The organism is Mycobacterium sp. OAS707 (genome assembly GCF_014873705.1).
Lineage (GTDB): Bacteria > Actinomycetota > Actinomycetes > Mycobacteriales > Mycobacteriaceae > Mycobacterium.
In genome coordinates this window covers 598,595-617,791 of record NZ_JADBDS010000002.1, presented here as the reverse complement: position 1 = coordinate 617,791, position 19,197 = coordinate 598,595, and the positions used below count along the sequence as shown (strand labels likewise).

General features: G+C 65.5%; 14 protein-coding genes. 10 read left to right on the top strand and 4 right to left on the bottom strand.

Features of this window, described 5'->3' with window-relative positions:
* Positions 1–10: 10 nt before the first annotated feature.
* The gene (locus tag GGC64_RS13805; RefSeq protein WP_192723069.1) at positions 11–1,351 is read left to right on the top strand and encodes a TIGR01777 family oxidoreductase; all 1,341 of its coding nucleotides are present in this window, start codon (positions 11–13) and stop codon (positions 1,349–1,351) included.
* Here GGC64_RS13805 and GGC64_RS13800 read toward each other — a convergent pair.
* Both GGC64_RS13800 and GGC64_RS13795 read right to left on the bottom strand, forming a co-directional pair.
* The gene (locus tag GGC64_RS13800; protein WP_192723068.1) at positions 1,330–2,064 is read right to left on the bottom strand and encodes a type 1 glutamine amidotransferase; all 735 of its coding nucleotides are present in this window, start codon (positions 2,062–2,064) and stop codon (positions 1,330–1,332) included. The two genes, GGC64_RS13805 and GGC64_RS13800, sit on opposite strands and share 22 nt — an antisense overlap.
* Positions 2,064–3,296, bottom strand: coding sequence for a serine hydrolase domain-containing protein (locus GGC64_RS13795; RefSeq protein ID WP_192723067.1), 1,233 nt, complete (start codon positions 3,294–3,296; stop codon positions 2,064–2,066). The genes GGC64_RS13800 and GGC64_RS13795 overlap by 1 nt, the downstream gene beginning before the upstream one ends.
* Before the next feature lie 56 nt (positions 3,297–3,352).
* Here GGC64_RS13795 and GGC64_RS13790 point away from each other — a divergent pair, with 56 nt between their 5' ends.
* The 3 genes from GGC64_RS13790 (at position 3,353) to GGC64_RS13780 (ending at position 8,148) form a co-directional block, all read left to right on the top strand.
* The gene (locus tag GGC64_RS13790; RefSeq protein WP_192723066.1) at positions 3,353–4,897 is read left to right on the top strand and encodes a phospholipase D-like domain-containing protein; all 1,545 of its coding nucleotides are present in this window, start codon (positions 3,353–3,355) and stop codon (positions 4,895–4,897) included.
* A gap of 43 nt (positions 4,898–4,940) precedes the next feature.
* Positions 4,941–6,473: a phospholipase D-like domain-containing protein gene (locus tag GGC64_RS13785; protein WP_192723065.1), complete on the top strand. Its 1,533-nt coding sequence runs from the start codon at positions 4,941–4,943 to the stop codon at positions 6,471–6,473.
* Positions 6,474–6,555: 82 nt separating this feature from the next.
* Complete coding sequence (locus GGC64_RS13780; protein ID WP_192723064.1) at positions 6,556–8,148, top strand: HNH endonuclease signature motif containing protein; 1,593 nt, start codon at positions 6,556–6,558, stop codon at positions 8,146–8,148.
* On the opposite strand, the gene GGC64_RS13775 is transcribed toward GGC64_RS13780, so the two are convergent.
* Both GGC64_RS13775 and GGC64_RS13770 read right to left on the bottom strand, forming a co-directional pair.
* Complete coding sequence (locus GGC64_RS13775) at positions 8,145–8,813, bottom strand: response regulator (protein WP_192723063.1); 669 nt, start codon at positions 8,811–8,813, stop codon at positions 8,145–8,147. The two genes, GGC64_RS13780 and GGC64_RS13775, sit on opposite strands and share 4 nt — an antisense overlap.
* Complete coding sequence (locus GGC64_RS13770) at positions 8,806–10,437, bottom strand: ATP-binding protein (RefSeq protein ID WP_192723875.1); 1,632 nt, start codon at positions 10,435–10,437, stop codon at positions 8,806–8,808. Before GGC64_RS13770 ends, GGC64_RS13775 begins: the two co-directional genes overlap by 8 nt.
* A 101-nt stretch (positions 10,438–10,538) precedes the next feature.
* Between GGC64_RS13770 and GGC64_RS13765 the strand changes: the two genes are divergently transcribed.
* From GGC64_RS13765 to GGC64_RS13740, 6 genes are all read left to right on the top strand, one after another.
* Positions 10,539–11,516, top strand: a complete 978-nt coding sequence (locus tag GGC64_RS13765) for a Bug family tripartite tricarboxylate transporter substrate binding protein (RefSeq protein ID WP_370582087.1) — start codon at positions 10,539–10,541, stop codon at positions 11,514–11,516.
* Positions 11,513–12,016, top strand: coding sequence for a tripartite tricarboxylate transporter TctB family protein (locus GGC64_RS13760; protein WP_192723062.1), 504 nt, complete (start codon positions 11,513–11,515; stop codon positions 12,014–12,016). The genes GGC64_RS13765 and GGC64_RS13760 overlap by 4 nt, the downstream gene beginning before the upstream one ends.
* Positions 12,017–13,558, top strand: coding sequence for a tripartite tricarboxylate transporter permease (locus GGC64_RS13755; protein ID WP_192723061.1), 1,542 nt, complete (start codon positions 12,017–12,019; stop codon positions 13,556–13,558).
* The gene (locus GGC64_RS13750; protein ID WP_192723060.1) at positions 13,555–13,947 is read left to right on the top strand and encodes a universal stress protein; all 393 of its coding nucleotides are present in this window, start codon (positions 13,555–13,557) and stop codon (positions 13,945–13,947) included. Before GGC64_RS13755 ends, GGC64_RS13750 begins: the two co-directional genes overlap by 4 nt.
* Before the next feature lie 9 nt (positions 13,948–13,956).
* Positions 13,957–15,093 (top strand): calcium/proton exchanger, encoded by a 1,137-nt coding sequence (cax, locus tag GGC64_RS13745; protein ID WP_192723059.1) that lies wholly within the window; start codon positions 13,957–13,959, stop codon positions 15,091–15,093.
* A 114-nt stretch (positions 15,094–15,207) separates the two neighbouring features.
* Positions 15,208–19,197 (top strand): bifunctional nitrate reductase/sulfite reductase flavoprotein subunit alpha, encoded by a 3,990-nt coding sequence (locus GGC64_RS13740; RefSeq protein WP_192723873.1) that lies wholly within the window; start codon positions 15,208–15,210, stop codon positions 19,195–19,197.

Here is a 19,197-nt window from a genome sequence, read left to right as displayed (position 1 = left end):
ACCCAGTTATATGGGCATCGAATACGAAAGCGTCGTCGACCATCCGCTCGCAGAGGTATTCGCCTGGCACAGCCGCCCAGGTGCGATGCCCCGGCTGGTGCCGCCGTGGCAGCCGATGACCGTCGTGGCGGAGACGTCATCGCTGGGCGACGGGCGCGCGGTGCTCGGCCTACCGGGTGGGTTGCGATGGGTGGCGCAGCACGATCCGTCGGCTTTCGATCCGCCGCACCGGTTCGTCGACGAATTGTCTTCGCAGGGTTTGTCGTCTTGGCCGGCGCGAGTGATCGGCTGGTGGCGGCACACCCATGAGTTCAGTGAGGCGGCCGGCGGCACGCGGGTTCGCGACCGCGTCGACACCTCGGTGCCTGCGGCGGCGCTGCGCTCGACGTTCGTCTATCGGCACCGGCAACTGGCGCAGGATCTGGCCGCGCATCGCGATGCGGGACTGTCGCCGATGGTGGTGGCGATCACCGGTGCATCCGGTCTTGTCGGCTCGGCGTTGTCGGCCTTTCTCAGCACGGGTGGGCATCGCGTCATTCGGCTCGTGCGCAGACCTGCCCGCAATAACCTTGAGCGACAATGGAATCCGGAAAAGCCCGCGCCTGATCTGCTGTCCAGTGTCGATGCGGTGGTGCACCTGGCCGGCGAGTCGATCGCCGGGCGATTCACCGATCGCCACAAGGACGGCATCCGGGACAGTCGCATCGAGCCGACGCGCAGGCTCGCCGACGCCGCAGGTTCGGCCGACGGCGGCCCCGCCACGTTCGTCAGCGCATCGGCGATCGGCTACTACGGGTTCGATCGCGGCGACGCGCTGTTGAGCGAGGAAAGCGTGCGCGGCGACGGCTTTCTGGCCGACGTGGTGTCCGACTGGGAAGCGGCGACGACGCCCGCGGCAGAGGCGGGATTGCGGGTGGTCACTGTGCGAACCGGGATCGTGCAGTCGGCGCGCGGTGGCACGTTGAAGCTGATGCGACCGCTGTTCGCGGCGGGGTTGGGCGGCCGGCTCGGCAGCGGGCAGCAGTGGCTGTCGTGGATCGGGCTGGACGACCTGCTGGATGTGTACCACCGGGCGCTGTACGACACTCGGTTGAGCGGGCCGGTCAACGCCGTCGCACCGGAACCGGTGCGCAACGCCGACTACACCAGAGTGCTCGCAGGCGTGCTGCACCGCCCGGCGAGGGTGCCGGTGCCGTCGCTGGGACCGCGACTGTTGTTGGGGGAGCAGGGCGCTCGCGAGTTGGCCGAGGCCAGTCAGCGGGTGGTGCCGACGAAGCTGACGACGCTGGGCCACCGCTTCCGGAGATCAAAGCTCAGCGACGCGCTGGCTCACGAACTCGGGCAGGGCTGACGCGCCACGTGTGTCAGGAAGCCGCGTACCAGGCCGCGGATTCTGTTGCCGACGTCGTCGGCGAGTTCGGTTGTGCGCTTACGTAATTCGTCGTGACTGAGGCCGGCTTGGACCACTTCGCCGTCGCGGTCGTCGGCCAGCCACACGTCGAGCAGCTTCGCGTCGATCTCCGGGTGAAACTGCAGCGCGAGCGCACGACCGAGGACGAACGCCTGCGACGAGTTCGCCGTCCTTGCGATCTCGGTGGCACCCGGCGGCAATGTCCACCGGTCGAAATGCCATTGAAACCAGGGCCCACCCGGCACCAGATCCGGGTCGTCGGTTTCGACGTCGTACCAACCGATTTCCGGCACGGTCGACCGCGCCACCGAGCCGCCGAAGGCCTGGGCGAGCAGCTGACCGCCGAAGCACACGCCAAGTAACGCGACCCCGGCATCGGCGGCGTCGCGCACGAGTTGGGTTTCGGCGCCCACCCACGTGCGTTGCAACGCCTCGTCGTAAACCGGCCAGCGCGCGCCGAGCGGAACGATCACGTCGTAGCCGGCCGGGTCGGGGAACGTCACGTCGCCTGCAGGGCTGTCGATGCGTTCGGCAGGCACCACTTCGAAGGTGTCGACGTCGAAACCGGATTCCGTGAACGCGTCGCCGAGTAGAGCCTCGGTCGCGAGGTGTTCGTTGACCAGAAACAGGACCTTGGGTGCCACGGGGGACATTATTTCTTTGGCGGCAGGGGTGGCGCATCCTCGGGGGCAAGCTCGGCGGCGATCTTGCGGAACAGTGGGTCAGCGGCGTTGTCGTAGTCGCCCTGGTCGTCGAACGCTTCGGGGTTGAACGTGACCGCGGCGGCAATTGCGATCTTCTGAGAAGGTAAGTACGCCTCGATCGCGCCGTAGCCGCCGAACATCGGGTTCTGCACCAGCCAGTTGCCGGTGATGACGATGCCGAGGCCGTAGGTGTAGGCATCGGTCATCTCGTCGCAAGTGGTGCAGCCGGCCTGTTTGTGGGTCTTGCCGCGCAGGGCGGTCGACACCATCTTCTTGTAGGAGTCGGCGTTGAGTAGCCGGCCGGAGCCGATGCCCACCGCCGTCGCTTCCATGTCGTAGATGTTGGTGGTCTGGATGGCGCCGTGGGTGATGGTCCATGACGGGTCCCAGAACGTCGACTCCTCGTAAAACGGTGTGCCCGCCGGGATCTTGAGGAAGGCGCGGCGCTCGGAGCTGAACGCGTGCAGCACGGGCAACGGAATCTCGGGGGTGAGGTTGTTGTCCGTGTTCGTCAGCCCGAGCGGACGAAGCACCTTGTCCGACAACAGTTTCGACATCTCTTGGCCCGTGGCCTTCTCGAGTGCCATGCCGAGCAGCACGTAGTTGGTGTGCGCGTAGTTCCAGTTGGTGCCTGGCGCGTACAGCAGCGGCTGGTTGACGGCATAACCGAGGAGGTCGTGGACGGTCCAGCGCCGGAACGGGTTTGCGTACAGGGCGTTGTTCATCGCGGTGTTGCCGATGACGTAGTCGACGTAGCCCGACGTCATCTGGGCGAGCTGGCCGAGCGTGACCTTGTCGGCATTGGGTATCTCCGGCAGCCACTTCGATAGCTTGTCGTCAAGGCTGACCTTCTTCTCGTCGACGAGCTTGAGCAGCAACGTGGAGACGTACGAGATGGCGACGGCGCCGTTGCGGAAATGCATCGCTGTCGTCGCTGGCACACCGGTCATCGATTCGCCGACGGCTTGGGTGACGACTTCCTTGCCGTCGATGGTCACGCGCACGATGACGGCCTTGAGATGTTTTTCGGCCATGGTGTCGCGCACGATCCGCATCACGGCGTCGGCCTTGCCGGTGTCGGTGGTCGAGGTCGGAGTCGCGGTCGGTAATGCGCCTGGCACGCAGCCGGTCAGTGTGACGAGGACGCCGGTGATCGCGAGAAAACGCCGTACGGCGGTCATGTCCGGAGTTTTGCAGAGCCGCGCGCGGGATTACTCGTTTCTGGGTATCCAACAGCGTGTCCAAGCTGACCGACTGGCTCCTCACGGAATCGCAGCGCGGTAATCCCGACTCGGACCTGCCAGCATGGTCGGAGGGCAGCCGGGCAGAGGCGTTGATCGACGGGGCGGCCTACTTCGACCGTCTCGTCACCGAAGTCGAGGCGCTTGGGCCCGGCGATCATCTGTTTTTCGCCGACTGGCGTGGGGACGCCGACCAGAAGCTGCGCGAGCACGGCCCTACGGTCGGAGAACTTTTCCGTGCGGCGGCGGAGCGGGGAGTGATCGTCAAGGGGCTGATGTGGCGGTCACATCCCAACAGATTCCAGTTCAACGAAGAGCAGAACCGCCATCTGGGCGAGGCGATCGAGCGGGCCGGCGGCGAGGTGCTGCTGGATCAGCGCGTCCGCATCGGCGGGTCGCACCATCAGCGACTGGTCGTCATCAGGCACCCCGACGACCCAACGCTCGATGTCGCGTTCACCGGTGGCATCGATCTCTGTCACTCGCGCCGCGACGACGCATCGCACCTCGGCGATCCGCAAGCGGTGCGGATGTCGAATCGCTATGGGGACACGCCGCCCTGGCACGACGTGCAACTGGAGCTCCGTGGTCCGGTTGTCGGCGCGTTGGACACGTCGTTTCGCGAACGGTGGACTTCGAAGGCGCCGCTGAATCTGTTGGACCCGATCGGATGGATACGCGACAAGGCGCAGGGCGCGGACGTGACGCCGGGCCCGTTGCCGGAGCAGCCGCCGGATCCGCCGCCGTGCGGACCGCACACGGTGCAGGTGTTGCGTACGTACGGCGACGCGCTGTTCCATTACGAGTTCGCCAAGAGCGGGGAGCGCAGCATCGCACGCGGGTACACAAAAGCGGTTCAGCGCGCGAAACGTTTGATTTATCTTGAGGATCAATATCTTTGGTCAGAAGAGGTCGCGCAGCTGTTCGTCGACGCGCTGACCGCCAACCCGGAGTTGCATCTAATTGCGTTGGTACCGCGCTTCTTCGACCTGGAGGGCGGACTGGGCGGGCCGCCGACGTTGGTTGGCAGGCATCTGGCGATCGATGAGTGCCGCCGCGCAGGGCCTGGACGTGTGCATGTATTCGACGTCGAAAACCGCGAGGGCACACCGGTATACGTGCATTCCAAGGTTTGTGTTCTCGACGATGAGTGGGCCTGTATCGGTAGCGACAACTTCAACAGACGGTCGTGGACACATGACAGCGAGCTGTCGTGTGCGGTGGTGGATGAAAGCGGTGCGTTCGCGCGCGACCTTCGATTGCGATTGCTGCGTGAGCATTTGGATCGGGCAGCCGACGGCAGCGAGGACGGCGGCTTGGTCGATGCGGCCAGCGCGGTCGGCGAGATCGTCGCGTCTGCGCAGGAGCTGGACAGGTGGTATGAGTCAGGCGGCTTGGGACCGCGTCCGCCGGGGCGGTTGCGGGTGCACAAGGCCGAACGGCTTCATCCGATCAACCGCATGTGGGCCGAACCGGTGTACCGGTTGCTCTACGACCCAGATGGCCGGTCGTATCTCGACCGCGTGAGGCGCCGGTTGTGAATCCGGCCGGTTAACTTCGGCGTCAATTGGGCAATCCTTCGAAATGTCGGATCGGACCGATTGGTTTCTCACGGAAGCAGAACGCGGCAATCCCGCGTCGAAGCTTCCGGCGTGGTGTGAAGGCAATCGGGTTGAGCCGTTGATTCACGGCGCGACCTACTTTGACCGCCTGGCCACCGAGGTGGAGGCGCTGGGAGCGGGAGACCACCTGTTCTTCACCGACTGGCGTGGCGATCCGGACCAGAAGATGCGCGACGACGGGCCGACTATCCGGGAACTGTTCACCGCGGCAGCCAAGCGCGGCGTCGTCGTGAAGGGGTTGGTGTGGCGCTCACACCTGGACAAGTTCGCCTACAGCGAGGAAGAGAACCAGCACCTCGGCGAGGCGATCGAAGAGGCGGGGGGCGAGGTGCTGCTCGATCAGCGGGTCCGGTTCGGTGGCTCGCACCATCAGAAGCTGGTGGTGCTGCGGCATCCGGAAGACCCGTCGCGGGACGTGGCGTTCGCCGGGGGGATCGACCTGTGCCACTCGCGCCGCGACGATGCGGAGCATCGCGGTGACCGGCAGGCGGTGCAGATGTCGCCGCGTTATGGCGAGCATCCACCGTGGCACGACGTGCAATTGCGGCTGCAGGGGCCGGTAGTCGGGGCGTTGGATCTGACCTTTCGAGAACGGTGGAACGATCCCGCGCCGTTGGACACGTTGTCGCCGATCGCATGGATCACAGACAAGCTGCGCGGCGCGGATCTGAAGGCGGGCGAGTTGCCAGAGCGGCCGCCGGACCCGCCGGAGTGCGGCCCGCACGCTGTGCAGGTGTTGCGCACTTATCCCGACGCGCATTTCGAATACGACTTCGCGCCACGAGGGGAGCGCAGCGTTGCGCGGGGCTACAGCAAGGCGGTGCGACGCGCGCGGCGGCTGATCTATCTGGAGGATCAGTACCTGTGGTCGAAGCGGGTCGCGCAGCTGTTCGCCCGCGCGCTGGCCGATAACCCGGAGTTGCATCTTGTTGCGGTGGTGCCGCGGTTCCCGGATGTCGATGGACGACTGTCCCTGCCGCCCAACATGATTGGCCGGCGGCAGGCGATCGATGCGTGCAAGGCGGCCAGTCCACAGCGGGTGCATGTGTTCGATGTGGAGAACCACCAGGGCACGCCGGTGTATGTGCACGCAAAGGTATGCGTAATCGATGACGTCTGGGCATGCGTCGGGAGCGACAACTTCAACCGGCGGTCGTGGACGCATGACAGCGAATTGTCTTGTGCAGTACTGGATGACACCGGCGAGTTCGCGCGTGATCTTCGCCTGCGGCTGATGCGTGAACACTTGGATCTCGACGACGAGGATCGACTGGCCGATACGGACGCGGCGGTGGACGCGATGGTGGCTGCCGCCGAGGCCCTGGATGCGTGGTACGCCTCCGGTTGCCGTGGACCGCGGCCGCCGGGCCGGCTGCGAACGCACAACGCCGAACGGCTCGGCGTACTGACGCGGCTGTGGGCCGAGCCGGCTTATCGGATGATCTACGACCCCGACGGTCGGTCGTATCGCGATCGGCTCACGGGAAGGTTGTGAGCCAGTTCGTGCGGCCGACGATGTTCTAGCCCAGGTTGTGGACACTCAATTTCTGTCGGACCGCGGTGGCATAATCGAACACATGTTCGAAGATGCTGGTGCGGACGCCTTGGTCGGGGAGATCGAGGCAAGCCAGCGTGAGGAGTCGGCGCTGATGGCGCGCCGGTGCGCGGCTATCGCGGCCCTGTTGGCATTGCGCACCGCCGAGGCCGAAGACACCGATCCGGATCCGGGGTGGTCGATGATCACCGGCTTCGCCCGCACCACCGCCGAGGTGTCGGCGGCGATGAACCTTTCGGCGATGAGTGCGCAGCATCTCGTCGGCCAAGCAGAGGCACTCGATGTCCGGCTGCCCAAGATCGCTGCGCTGCTGGCCGAAGGTGCCACTGATTGGCGCACGGTAGCGCTGATCATCGCGCGCACCGACCTGGTGACTGACCCGGTCTTGGTGGCGGAGTTGGATGCCGCGCTGGCGCAGCGGATCAGCAGATGGCAGTGCTGGTCGCGGCGGCGCATCATCAACGCCGTCGATGCCGCGGTACGCGTGGTCGACCCCGCCGCGGTCAAGGAACGCCGGATACGCGCCCATGACGAACGCCACCTGACGGTTACTCCAATGCCCGACGGCACCGCCCAAGTCCGGGGCAGCCTGCCGGCCACCGCCGCCGCACTGTTCGATCAGACGCTCTCCCAGCTGGCCACATCGGTGTGTGCCACCGATTCGCGCACCGTGACCCAGCGCCGCGCCGATGCGATCACCGCACTGTGCGAGCGCCGCAATCTGACCTGTGATTGTGGGCAGCCCGACTGCCCGTCGCGTGCCGCCGCGGCTGAGTCGGCGGTTGGCGGGGTGGCCACGGTACTGAATGTGATCGCCACCGAGGCCACCGTTGCTGGTGACAGTGAGCAGCCCGGGTATCTGGAGGGCTACGGGGTCATCGACGCCGAACAGGTCCGCGAGCTTGCCGAGACAGCATCGATCCGGCCGGTGGAATGCCCAGCACCCACCGTGGAAGAGGCGTTGCGCTATCAGCCCTCGGCAGCGTTGGAGCGGTGGATTCGGAATCGGGACTTGACGTGTCGGTTCCCCGGTTGCGACCGCAAGGCCGCGATCTGCGATCTCGACCACACGGTGCCGTTCAATCACGCCGACCCCAGAAGCGGGGGATGGACCGTGTTCTGGGATTTGGCTTGTTACTGCCGCGGCCATCACCGGCTGAAAACTTTCCATAGTGGGACCGGTGGCTGGCGTGATGAGCAGTTGGCTGACGGCAGCATCGTATGGACCTCACCGACCGGCCGCCGATACACCACCACCCCGGCCGGGTTCGACTTGTTCCCGCAACTGCGTCAGGCTTGTCGGGCGCCCACTCCGCGTAAACGCAACCACGCGAAGGAGAAGGCCAAGCGCATTGCGCGTGCACGGGCCAAGCTCAGCGAGCAGCGGCCAATCAACGCCGAGAATCGGCGGGTCAATTACGCCGTCAAACGCGAGATCGAACTGCGTAAGTGGCGCAACCAATCACGGCGCTGGCTGATCTTCTTCAAAGGCAGACAACACAGCACCAGCCCCTTCTCGACCTGGATCAACGACCCCTTCGAACCCGAAGAACTCCCACCGGGCTGGAAACCACCACCGGCCCCACAACCAGTCGACGACGATCCACCCTTCTAGCGCACCGAACGGTATCGCCGTTCTGGCCGCCCGACGCCGTACTGCAGTCGCAGTTCCAACGCGCCGGTGCTGAGGTAATGCTCGAGGTAGCGGCGTGCGCTGACCCGCGAAATACCCACCAGGTCAGCGCATTCCGCTGCCGATACCTCCCCGGCGTCGCGCACCGCGTCCAATACCAGCCGGCCGGTCTCGGCGCCGAGGCCCTTGGGCAACACGTCTTGCGGCGACGCGGCGGCGGGTCCGCCGAACAGTGAGTCGATCAATGACTGGTCGACACCGCCGGCCGACTCCAGCGCATCGGCCCGCGCCGCGAACGCATCCAGCTTCGCCTTCAATTGCGGAAACTCGAACGGCTTGATCAAGTAGTCCGCCGCCCCGCCGTCCAGGGCGCCCTTGACCGTGTCGAGTTCGCGCGCCGCGGTGATCATGATGACGCCAACCCGATCGCCCTCGGATCGCAAGCGCTGCAATACTTCCAAGCCCGTCATGTCGGGCAGGTAGACGTCGAGCAATATCAACTGTGGCTGCAGTTCTCGGGCCGCCGACAGCGCCTCGGTCCCTGTGCGTGCGACGCCGACTGCGCGAAATCCGTCAACCTGCTCGACGAACCGGCGATGTATCTCGGCGACCATGAAGTCGTCGTCGACCACCAGCACGTCACGCATGCGCAGCCCTCTCGGCTACCACCGCGGCCGTCGCGACCGGCAGTCGCACCACGAACAGCGCACCGCCGGAGGGACTGTCGCTGACTTCCACCGTTCCACCGTGCTGCGCGCTGACCAGGCGTACCAACGCCAGGCCGATACCGCGACCACCCGGCACGTCGGGTTTCGAGGTGACGCCGCGGGCGAAGATGGCCTCGCGAAGATGTTCTGGCACGCCGGGTCCGGAGTCCGCCACTGCAATCATCAGCCCATCGTGGTCCTGCAGAGCCACCGTGACGTTCGCCGGATCTGCGCCAACCGAAACGTCGACCGCATTGTCGATCAGGTTGCCCAGCAACGTGATCACATCCGTGGCGAGCGCCGGGTCCAATGCGGAGAGATGCGATTCCGGCGCGATCGCCAGCGATACTCCGCCCTCCGCGGCCAGCGTCGTCTTCGCGATCAACAGCGCCGCAACCGCCGGATCGGAAATCCGTTGCGTCACCGCGTCGCTGATCTCCGCGCGGCGCCGCGTCAGCGCTCCGACCAGATCCCGCACCGAGTCGTATTCGCCCAACTGAACCAGGCCCGAGATCGTGTGCAGCTGGTTGGCGAATTCGTGTGTCTGTGCGCGCAGCGTGTCCGTCACGCTCTTGTGCGACGACAGCTGACCCTGTAATGCGGCGAGTTCGGTGCTGTCGCGCATCGTCGTCACGGTTCCGATCCGCTGACCCTGACTGGTCGCTGCCCGTCGGTTGAGCGCTAAAACTCTTGTCCTGGTTGCGATTACGACATCACGGCCGTCCTCGCCGGACAGTAGGAATTCCACCACTGCCGGTTCCAGGCCGACGCTGTCGACGCTACGCCCGACCGCCGACGGCCCGACCCCCAGCAAGTCCTGCGCGCTGTCGTTGAGCAGGGTGATGTCGCCATCGTTGTTCACCGCCACCACACCTTCACGGATGCTGTGCAGCAACGCTTCTCGATGTTCGGCCAGGCTCGCGATCTCGGCGATCTCCAGCCCGCGGGTATGCCGCTTGATCCTCCGCGACAGCAGCCACGACGCCAGCAGGCCAAGCGCCGCACCAAGGCCGAGGTAGATCAGCAACCGTTCGCCGGCCCCGCTGAGCAGTTCCCACACCGACGGATACGCCTCGCTCACCGACGCCACCGCAAGTACGTCACCGTCGGTGGACAGAATCGGCACCTGGCCCACCAGGTTGTGCGCGCCATCGATGGTGTCGTCGCCGAACCATGCCCGGCCTTCATCGGCCCGGCTCACGCCGAGATCCATCCGCTGGCCGACCCGCGACGGATCCGAGGACACCCGCACGGTTCCGTCGGGGCTGAGGATCTCCGCCAAGCCCGCGCCCGACAGTGCCACGGCGCGGTCCACCTCCGGTGCAAGCACCTTGCCTGCGAACGGATCGCCGTATCGGTCGCGGACGATCGGCGTCGACGCCATGTTCTCGGCGACCGCGATCATCCGCTGCCCGCGCACCTCCCGGAACTCCCGCGTCGACTGCGCGACCGACACCGCCGCCACGGCCACCAGCACGACCGCCACCACCAGCACCTGGAACACCAGGAACTGTCCGGCGAGGCTACGAAAGCCGCGTGCCGGTGACCATCGGGGCCGCACCATGTTCACAATGACCAATACGTCCTTTGCGTACTCATCAGTGACCTGCATCACTGTCGGGGTCCAGTATTGCTGAGCATCACAAACCAGCGATTGGGGACGACGTGAAATCACGTGCGCGGAAGATCGCGCTAATACTCGCGCTGATCGCGGCGCTGGTCGCGGCGTGCGGCGTAACGCGTGGCGAACAGACGGGCTTGCACCGACTTCGGATGATGGTGCCGAACAGCCCTGGCGGCGGCTACGACCTCACCGCGCGCACCGCCGTGAAAATCATGGAAGACGACAAGATCACCGGCCGCGTCGAGGTCTTCAACGTCATCGGTGCAGGCGGAACCGTCGCGATGGCCCGTCTGATGAACGAAAAAGGCAACAACGACCTCATGATGACGATGGGTCTGGGCGTCATCGGCGCCACATACACCAACGGGTCCAAGGCACGCGCTTCGGATGCGACCGCGCTGGCCAAGTTGATCGAAGACCCCGGTGCTGTTTTCGTACCGGCCGATTCACCGTTCAAGACGATCCAGGATTTCGTCGCAGCGTGGAAGGCCGATCCGGCCAAAGTCACCATCGGCGGCGGTTCCTCACCGGGCGGCCCCGACCACCTGTTCCCGATGGAGCTGGCCAAAGCCGTTGGCGTAGAACCGAAGTCGGTCAACTACATCACCTACGACGGCGGCGGGGACCTGCTGACCGCGCTGCTCGGCAAGAAGATCACCGTCGGCACCTCGAGCCCGGGTGAGCTCATCGATCAGATCGAGGCCGGCCAGCTTCGCGTGCTCGCCGTGTCCGGCGACAAGCGGGTCGAAGGCGTGAACGCGCCGACCCTCAAGGAGTCGGGCATCGACCTCACCTTCGCCAACTGGCGCGGAGTCCTTGCGCCACCGGGCATTTCCGACAACGCCAAGCAAGCGATGGTCAAAGCGCTCGAAGAGATGCACGGCACGCAGCAATGGAAGGAGGCGCTGGTGAAGAACGGGTGGACCGATGCATTCGTCACCGGCCCGCAGTTCGAGCAGTTCCTCACGGAACAGGACACCAGGGTCTCGTCGACCCTGACCGAACTGGGGCTGGTATGACGAACCCGCCGTCGAAAACAATTGACAAGGCGCAGTACATCGTCTGCGTGGTGCTGGTCGTCGTCGGCGCCTTCCTGATCTATGACGCGCTCAGCCTCGAAGCGGGGTTCGCCAAAGTAGATCCCGTCGGGCCCAAGATCTTCCCGATCGCGATCGGCAGCGTTCTCATCGTGCTGGCCGTCGTGCTCGCCATCGCCATTCCTCGCGGTTCCATCGGTGAAGCGGACGCGGGGGAGGACGTCGACCCGAACACGCCCGGCGACTGGCGCACTGTTGGACTGCTGGTCGGGTTGTTCGTCGCGGTGATCGTGCTCGTCAACCCGCTTGGGTGGGTCATCGCAGGCACGCTGCTGTTCGCGGGCGCGGCCACCATCCTTGGTAACCGGCACTACGTCCGCAACATCGTCATCGGGGCGGCCCTGGCCGTCGCCAGCTTCTACGCGTTCTACTCCGGGCTCGGAATCCCGCTGCCCGCAGGCATTTTGGACGGGATACTGTAGATGGACAATCTGAACTGGCTGCTCCAAGGCTTCGAGCAGGCCGCAACGCCCACCAACCTGATGTACGCCGTCATCGGCGTACTGCTCGGAACCGCCGTCGGCGTGCTTCCCGGTATCGGCCCGGCCATGACGGTCGCGCTGCTGCTGCCCGTCACCTACAACGTCAGCCCCAGCGCGGCGTTCATCATGTTCGCAGGCATTTTCTACGGCGGTATGTACGGCGGGTCTACCACCTCGATCCTGTTGAACACCCCCGGTGAATCGTCGTCGGTCATCACAGCGATCGAAGGCAACAAGATGGCCAAGGCTGGTCGGGCCGCCCAGGCCCTCGCGACGGCGGCCATCGGCTCGTTCGTCGCGGGCGCGATCGGCACCGCACTGCTGGCCGCGTTCGCGCCGGCGATCTCGAGATTCGCTGTGACGCTTGGTGCCCCGTCCTACCTGGCGATCATGTTGTTCGCGCTCGTGGCGGTCACCGCGGTGCTGGGTGCCTCGAAGATGCGCGGTGCGATCTCGTTGTTCCTCGGGTTGGCGATCGGCATCGTCGGCATCGACTTCCTCACGGGTCAGCCGCGCGCGACGTTCGGCCTGCCGCAGCTGTCCGACGGCATCGACATCGTCGTCATCGCGGTCGCGATCTTCGCTGTCGGTGAGGCGCTTTGGGTCGCAGCCCACCTGCGGCGCCGTCCCTCCGATGTCATTCCGGTCGGCAGGCCGTGGATGGGCCGCGACGATTGGCGGCGCTCGTGGAAGCCGTGGCTGCGCGGCACGGCGTTCGGTTTCCCGTTCGGGGCGCTACCCGCCGGCGGCGCGGAGCTGCCGACGTTCCTGTCGTACATCACCGAGAAGCGGCTCTCGAAGCACAAGGATGAGTTCGGCAAGGGTGCCATCGAGGGTGTCGCGGGTCCCGAGGCCGCCAACAACGCCTCAGCCGCAGGCACTTTGGTGCCGATGCTGTCGCTGGGCCTGCCAACCAACGCCACCGCGGCTGTCATGCTCACCGCGTTCGTCTCCTATGGAATCCAGCCCGGACCAACGCTTTTCGAGAAGGAACCGTTGCTGATCTGGACGCTGATCGCCAGCCTGTTCATCGGCAACCTGATGCTACTGGTGCTGAATCTGCCGCTGGCGCCGCTGTGGGCCAAGCTGCTGCGCACCCCGCGGCCCTACCTGTACGCAGGCATCCTGTTCTTCGCGACGCTCGGCGCGCTCGCGGTGAACGTGCAAGCGCTCGATCTCGCGCTGCTGCTGGTGTTCGGGCTACTCGGCCTGATGATGCGCCGGTTCGGGTTACCCGTACTGCCGCTGATCATCGGCGTCATTCTCGGCCCACGCATCGAACGCCAACTGCGCCAAGCACTTCAGCTCGGCGGCGGCGAATGGGGCAGCCTGTTCACCGAACCCGTCGCGATCGTCGTGTACGTGCTGATGGCAATCCTGCTGCTGACGCCGCTGGTGCTGCGGTTGATGCATCGCAGCGAGGAAACCCTCCTCGTCGTCGAGGACGATACCGACCAGAAAGAGAAGGCGGCCCAGGCATGATCGTCGTCGGATACAGCGCGGACCCGTATGGCCGGGCGGCGCTCGAACACGGAATCGCCGAAGCCAAGCTGCGCGGGACCAACCTGCGGGTCATCAACTCGACATCGGGAGATTCCTACGTCGATTCCCACTTCGCGCAGCGGGGCGAAGTGCACGACATCGAGGAACGGCTCGCGAACTGCGGCGTGGAGTTCGAGCTGACCCAGCCCGTCGGCGTCGACACCGCCGAGGAACTGCTCAAGGCGATGGATCGCCCCGAGGCCGAACTGCTGGTGATCGGCGTCCGACACCGCAGCCCGGTGGGCAAGCTCCTGCTCGGCAGCCTCTCGCAGCAGCTTCTGCTCGAGTGCCCCAAGCCGGTGTTGGCGGTCAAACCCGACGAGCTGTAAGAACAGCGCATGGAGGTTGAGGCGCCGGCCGCCGAACGTCGTCGATCGTTCCTAATGACCGGCGAGGGCTGGCCATACCTTCTGGTGCCATTCATTCCGGTCGCGATCGTGCTCGAGTTGATGCACGCCGACGCCGTGCTGGTGTTCTTCGCCTCGGCGTTGGGTGTGATCCCCACGGCAGCGCTGATGGGGCGGGCCACCGAGGAGCTGGCGGCGCGGTCGGGACCGGGCATCGGCGGACTGCTCAACGTCACATTCGGCAACGCCCCCGAGCTGATCATCGCGTTGTTCGCCCTTGGCGCAGGGCTGCAGGAGGTGGTCAAGGCCTCCCTCGTCGGGTCGATTCTCGGCAACGTCCTGCTGGTTCTCGGGATGTCGATGCTGGCGGGCGGCCTGAAGCGGGAGCGACAACACTTCGAGTTGCGCGCTGCCACCGCCCAGTCGCTGATGCTGCTGCTCGCGACGGTCGCGTTGGTGATGCCTGCGATATTTCAGCTGGTCGCAGGCGGAGGCCTGCCCAATCCGACGGCCAAGGCCGTGGCGTTTCCCGGCGATCTGGAGGCGCTGTCGGTCGGCGTCGCGATCGTGCTGCTGTTGTCCTACGCCGCAGGGCTGCTGTTCTCTCTGAAAACCCACTCTCACCTGTTCAATCCGCCGCACGAGGACGACGATCACGACGGTGAACCGTGGTCGGTGCGCAAAAGCGTGCTCATGCTCGCCATCGCCGGTGCCGCCGTCGGCTGGATGTCCGAGATCCTGGTCCACTCGATCACCGAGGCGTCCGACGCCATCGGGCTCTCGCCGTTCTTTGTCGGTGTGATCGTCGTGGCGATCGTCGGCAACGCCGCCGAGCATTGGGTCGCGGTGTATTTCGCCACCCGCGACAAGATGGACATCTCCATCAACATCGCCGTCGGTTCGGCCGCGCAGATCGCCCTGTTCGTGGCTCCGGTGTTGGTGCTGGCGTCATTCTTCATCGGTCCGTTCCCAATGGCGTTGGTGTTCAACGGGTTTGAGATCGGTGCCATTTTCCTGGCGGTCATCATCGCCAACGAAGTCACCCAACGCGGCGAGTCGACGTGGTACGAAGGCCTGCAACTGCTGGCCATCTATGCCGTCCTCGGACTCACGTTCTATTTCGTGTGATCCTCGTCACCACCTCACCGCGCCGATTGCCACGCGGTGAGCACCAGTTTTCACTGCGATAACGTCGCGGCAAAAGAGCACGAAACATTGCTCGACCACCATTGTTTCGTGGCGGTGACAAGGACTGCGTGCTCGTACTGCGGCGTCGGCTGCGGTATCGAGGTGCAAACCGCCGAAAAGGACGGCAAGACCGTCATTGCCCGCGTCTCCGGTGACAAGCTGCATCCAACCAACTTCGGCCGGCTGTGCACCAAGGGTGCCACCCACGCCGAGATGATGGCGGCCGACGACGGCCGATTGAAATCCGCGCTGTTGCGCCCCACGCGCGCCGACGAACCCGTGCCAACCCCAGTCGACGACGCCGTCGCCGAGGCAGGCCGACGGCTGCGCGCGATCATCGACGAGCACGGCCCTGATGCCGTCGCGCTCTACGTCTCGGGCCAGATGTCGATCGAGGCCCAGTACCTGGCCACCAAGCTGGCCAAGGGTTTCATCCAAACCGTACACATCGAATCCAACTCGCGGCTGTGCATGGCCAGCGCGGGCACCGGATTCAAGCAGTCGCTCGGTGCCGACGGGCCGCCAGGGGCGTACACCGACTTCGATTGCACCGACTTGTTTTTCGTCATCGGCTCCAACATGGCCGACTGCCATCCCATTTTGTACCTGCGGATGGTCGACCGGCTCAAGGCCGGCGCCAAGCTGATCGTCGTCGATCCGCGCCGCACCACGACCGCCGAACACGCCGACCTGTTCCTGCAGATCAAGCCCGGTACCGATCTGGCGCTGCTGAACGGAATCCTGCACCTACTCGTCCAAAACGGTGATATCGATACCGAATTCATCGCCGAGCACACCGAGGGCTGGGACGCGATGCCCGCATTCCTCGCCGACTACCCGCCGGATCGGGTCGCCGAGATCACCGGTCTCGCAGAGTCCGACATCCGCACCGCCGCGCGCATGATCGCCGAGGCAGGGGAGTGGATGAGCTGCTGGACAATGGGGCTCAACCAGAGCACACACGGCACCTGGAACACGAACGCAATCTGCAACCTGCACCTGGCCACCGGCGCGATCTGCAGGCCTGGCAGCGGGCCGATGTCGCTGACCGGCCAGCCCAACGCGATGGGTGGTCGCGAAATGGGTTACATGGGGCCGGGTTTGCCAGGCCAACGCTCCGTGCTCTCCGCTGAGGACCGCACCTTCGTCGAGACACAGTGGGGTCTGGAGCCTGGCACCATCCGCAGTGATGTCGGCCCCGGCACCATCGACATGTTCGAACAGCTCGCCGACGGCACGATCAAAGCGTGCTGGATCATCTGCACCAATCCCGTTGCCACCGTTGCCAATCGGAAGACCGTGATCAACGGACTGGAGAACGCGGAACTCGTCATCACCCAGGACGCCTACACCACCACCGCGACCAACAACTACGCGGACATCGTGCTGCCTGCCACGCTGTGGGCCGAATCCGACGCGGTGATGGTCAATTCCGAGCGCAACCTGACGCTGCTGCAGCAGTCGATCCCGCCTGCCGGTCAGGCCCGCCCGGACTGGCAGCTGATCTGTCAGGTAGCCGCGCACATGGGCTTCGCCGAGCACTTCGACTACCAGTCCAGCGAGCAGATCTTCGACGAGATCCGCCGGTTCGCCAATCCGAAGACAGGCTATGACCTTCGAGGCGCCAGCTACGAGCGGCTGCGGAAGACGCCGTTGCAATGGCCGTGCCCGCCCGACGACGCCGATCGCCATCCCATCCGCTATCTCAACGACGGCATCAGCCAGGACCTCTTCGTCGACGAGAACGGAAAAACCCCGCGGCTCGCATTCCCGACGCCGTCGCGGCGCGCGGTGTTCCACGCCCGGCCGCACATGGATGCGCGGGAACTGCCCGACGACGATTTCCCGTTGGTCCTCAACACCGGTCGGCTGCAACATCAATGGCACACGATGACCAAGACCGGCAAGGTCGACAAGCTCAACAAACTCGACAGCGGGCCGTTCGTCGAGCTTCACCCCGTTGACGCGGTCGCGCTCGACATCGTCGCCGGCCAGCCCGTCGAGCTGACATCGCGCCGGGGCAGGGCGGTGCTGCCGGCAGTCGTCACCGACCGGGTGCTGCCGGGCAACTGCTTTGTGCCGTTTCACTGGAACGACGAACACGGTGAGTACCTGACCATCAATGCGCTGACCAACGACGCCGTCGACCCCGACTCGCTGCAACCCGAGTTCAAGGTGTGTGCGATCAGCCTTCGGCCGGTGAAAACGATGGACCCCGTTGTCGACGAACTGGACCTCGGTGAGCGCAAGCCGACCCTCACCGACAGCGAAAAGATCTATCTCGCAGCATTTTTCAGTGGGCTCGCCGAGGGTGTCAGCGGAGTGCCCGTGCTGCCGGCGTCGGCCCCCGTCGCCACCGGTGTCCGGCTGTGGGTCGACGGTCTGCTGGCTGGCCGTTACTCGCGCCTGACAACGACGGCCGAGCCGCAGCCAACCAAGGCAGGGCCGCTGGTGTTGTGGGCGTCGCAGACCGGAAACGCCGAAGACTTCGCCGCCCGGCTTGCGGAGCGGCTCGGTGACTCGCAGCTGGTCAACATGGACGACATGCAGCTAGCCGAGCTGGCCGCGGCCCGCGACGTATTGGTGATCACCAGCACGTTCGGCGACGGCGGACCGCCGGACAACGGCGCAGGCTTCTGGGATCGTCTGCATGCGGCCGACGCACCCGCGTTGGACGGAGTGCGGTATGCGGTGTTGGGCATCGGGGACCGCTCGTATGCCAACTTCTGCGGCCACGCCAAGGCGATCGACGGCAGGCTGGCCGCACTTGGTGCCACGCGCATGCTGGACCGGACCGAATGCGAGGTCTACGACGACGAGCCGATGGACCGCTGGGCCGAGAGAGTCACCGCGCTTCTGGCCGCGACCGTCACCGTGCCATCGAATGGTCACAGCGCCGGCGTGTCGACCGTCGCAAAGTCAAAGCGCACGGAGCCGTTCACGCGCGCCAAGCCGCTGCTTGCGCCGCTGTCGCGCAACTCGGTGCTGACGGGTCCGACGTCAGGAAAAGAAGTGCGCCAGTTCGGTTTTGACATCTCCGAATATGACGTGAGCTATGCGGTCGGCGACTCGCTGGGCGTCTACGCGACGAACGATCCCGCGACGGTCGATGCGTGGTTGACCGCCACCGGCCTGCGCGGTGACACCTCGGTGGAAGTCGACGGTAATGAGCAGAGCCTGCGCGATGCGCTGATCGTCTCCTACGACATCTGCCGCGTGACGCCCGACCTGCTGCGGTTCGTCGCAGAATCGTGCCGGGACAAGGCGGCCACCAAGACGCTGCTGGCGCCCTCGGACAAGCTCGGCAAGTGGCTGGTGGACCGCAACGGCCTCGACATCGTGCAGGAGTTCGCCGTTCGCGCCGAGCCCGAGGAGTGGCAGGAGATCCTGGTCCGGCTGACTCCACGGAACTACTCCATCTCGTCGAGCCCGCTGATCAGCCCGAACGAGGTGCAGGTGACCGTGTCGGTGGTGCGCTACCGGGGCGCCGACGGCGGTCAACGCGGCGGGGTGTGCTCGACCTTCCTTGCCGATCGGGCAGCCGCAGCGCCGGTATTCCTGCAACGCTCACCGTATTTCCGGCCACCCGAGGACGGCGCAACGCCGATGATCATGGTGGGCCCCGGCACCGGCGTCGCGCCGTTCCGCGGCTTCCTGCAGGAGCGGCGGGCACTCGGCCACGGCGGCCGCAACTGGCTGTTCTTCGGCGACCGCCATCGCAGCGAAAACTTCTACTACCGTGACGATTTGGAGGACATGGTCCGCGACGGTTTCCTCAACCGGCTGGACCTGGCGTTCTCGCGGGACCAGGCGAAGCGGGTCTACGTTCAGCACAAGATGCTCGACTACGGCGCCGACGTGTGGCGCTGGCTCGACGACGGCGCGCACTTCTATGTATGCGGGGACGCCAGCAGGATGGCCAAGGACGTCGATGCGGCACTGACGTCGATCATCAAGACGCACGGCTCGATGTCTGACGAAGACGCCCACGAGTACAAGCGCGAACTCGTCGCGTCGAAACGCTACGTGCGCGACGTGTACTGA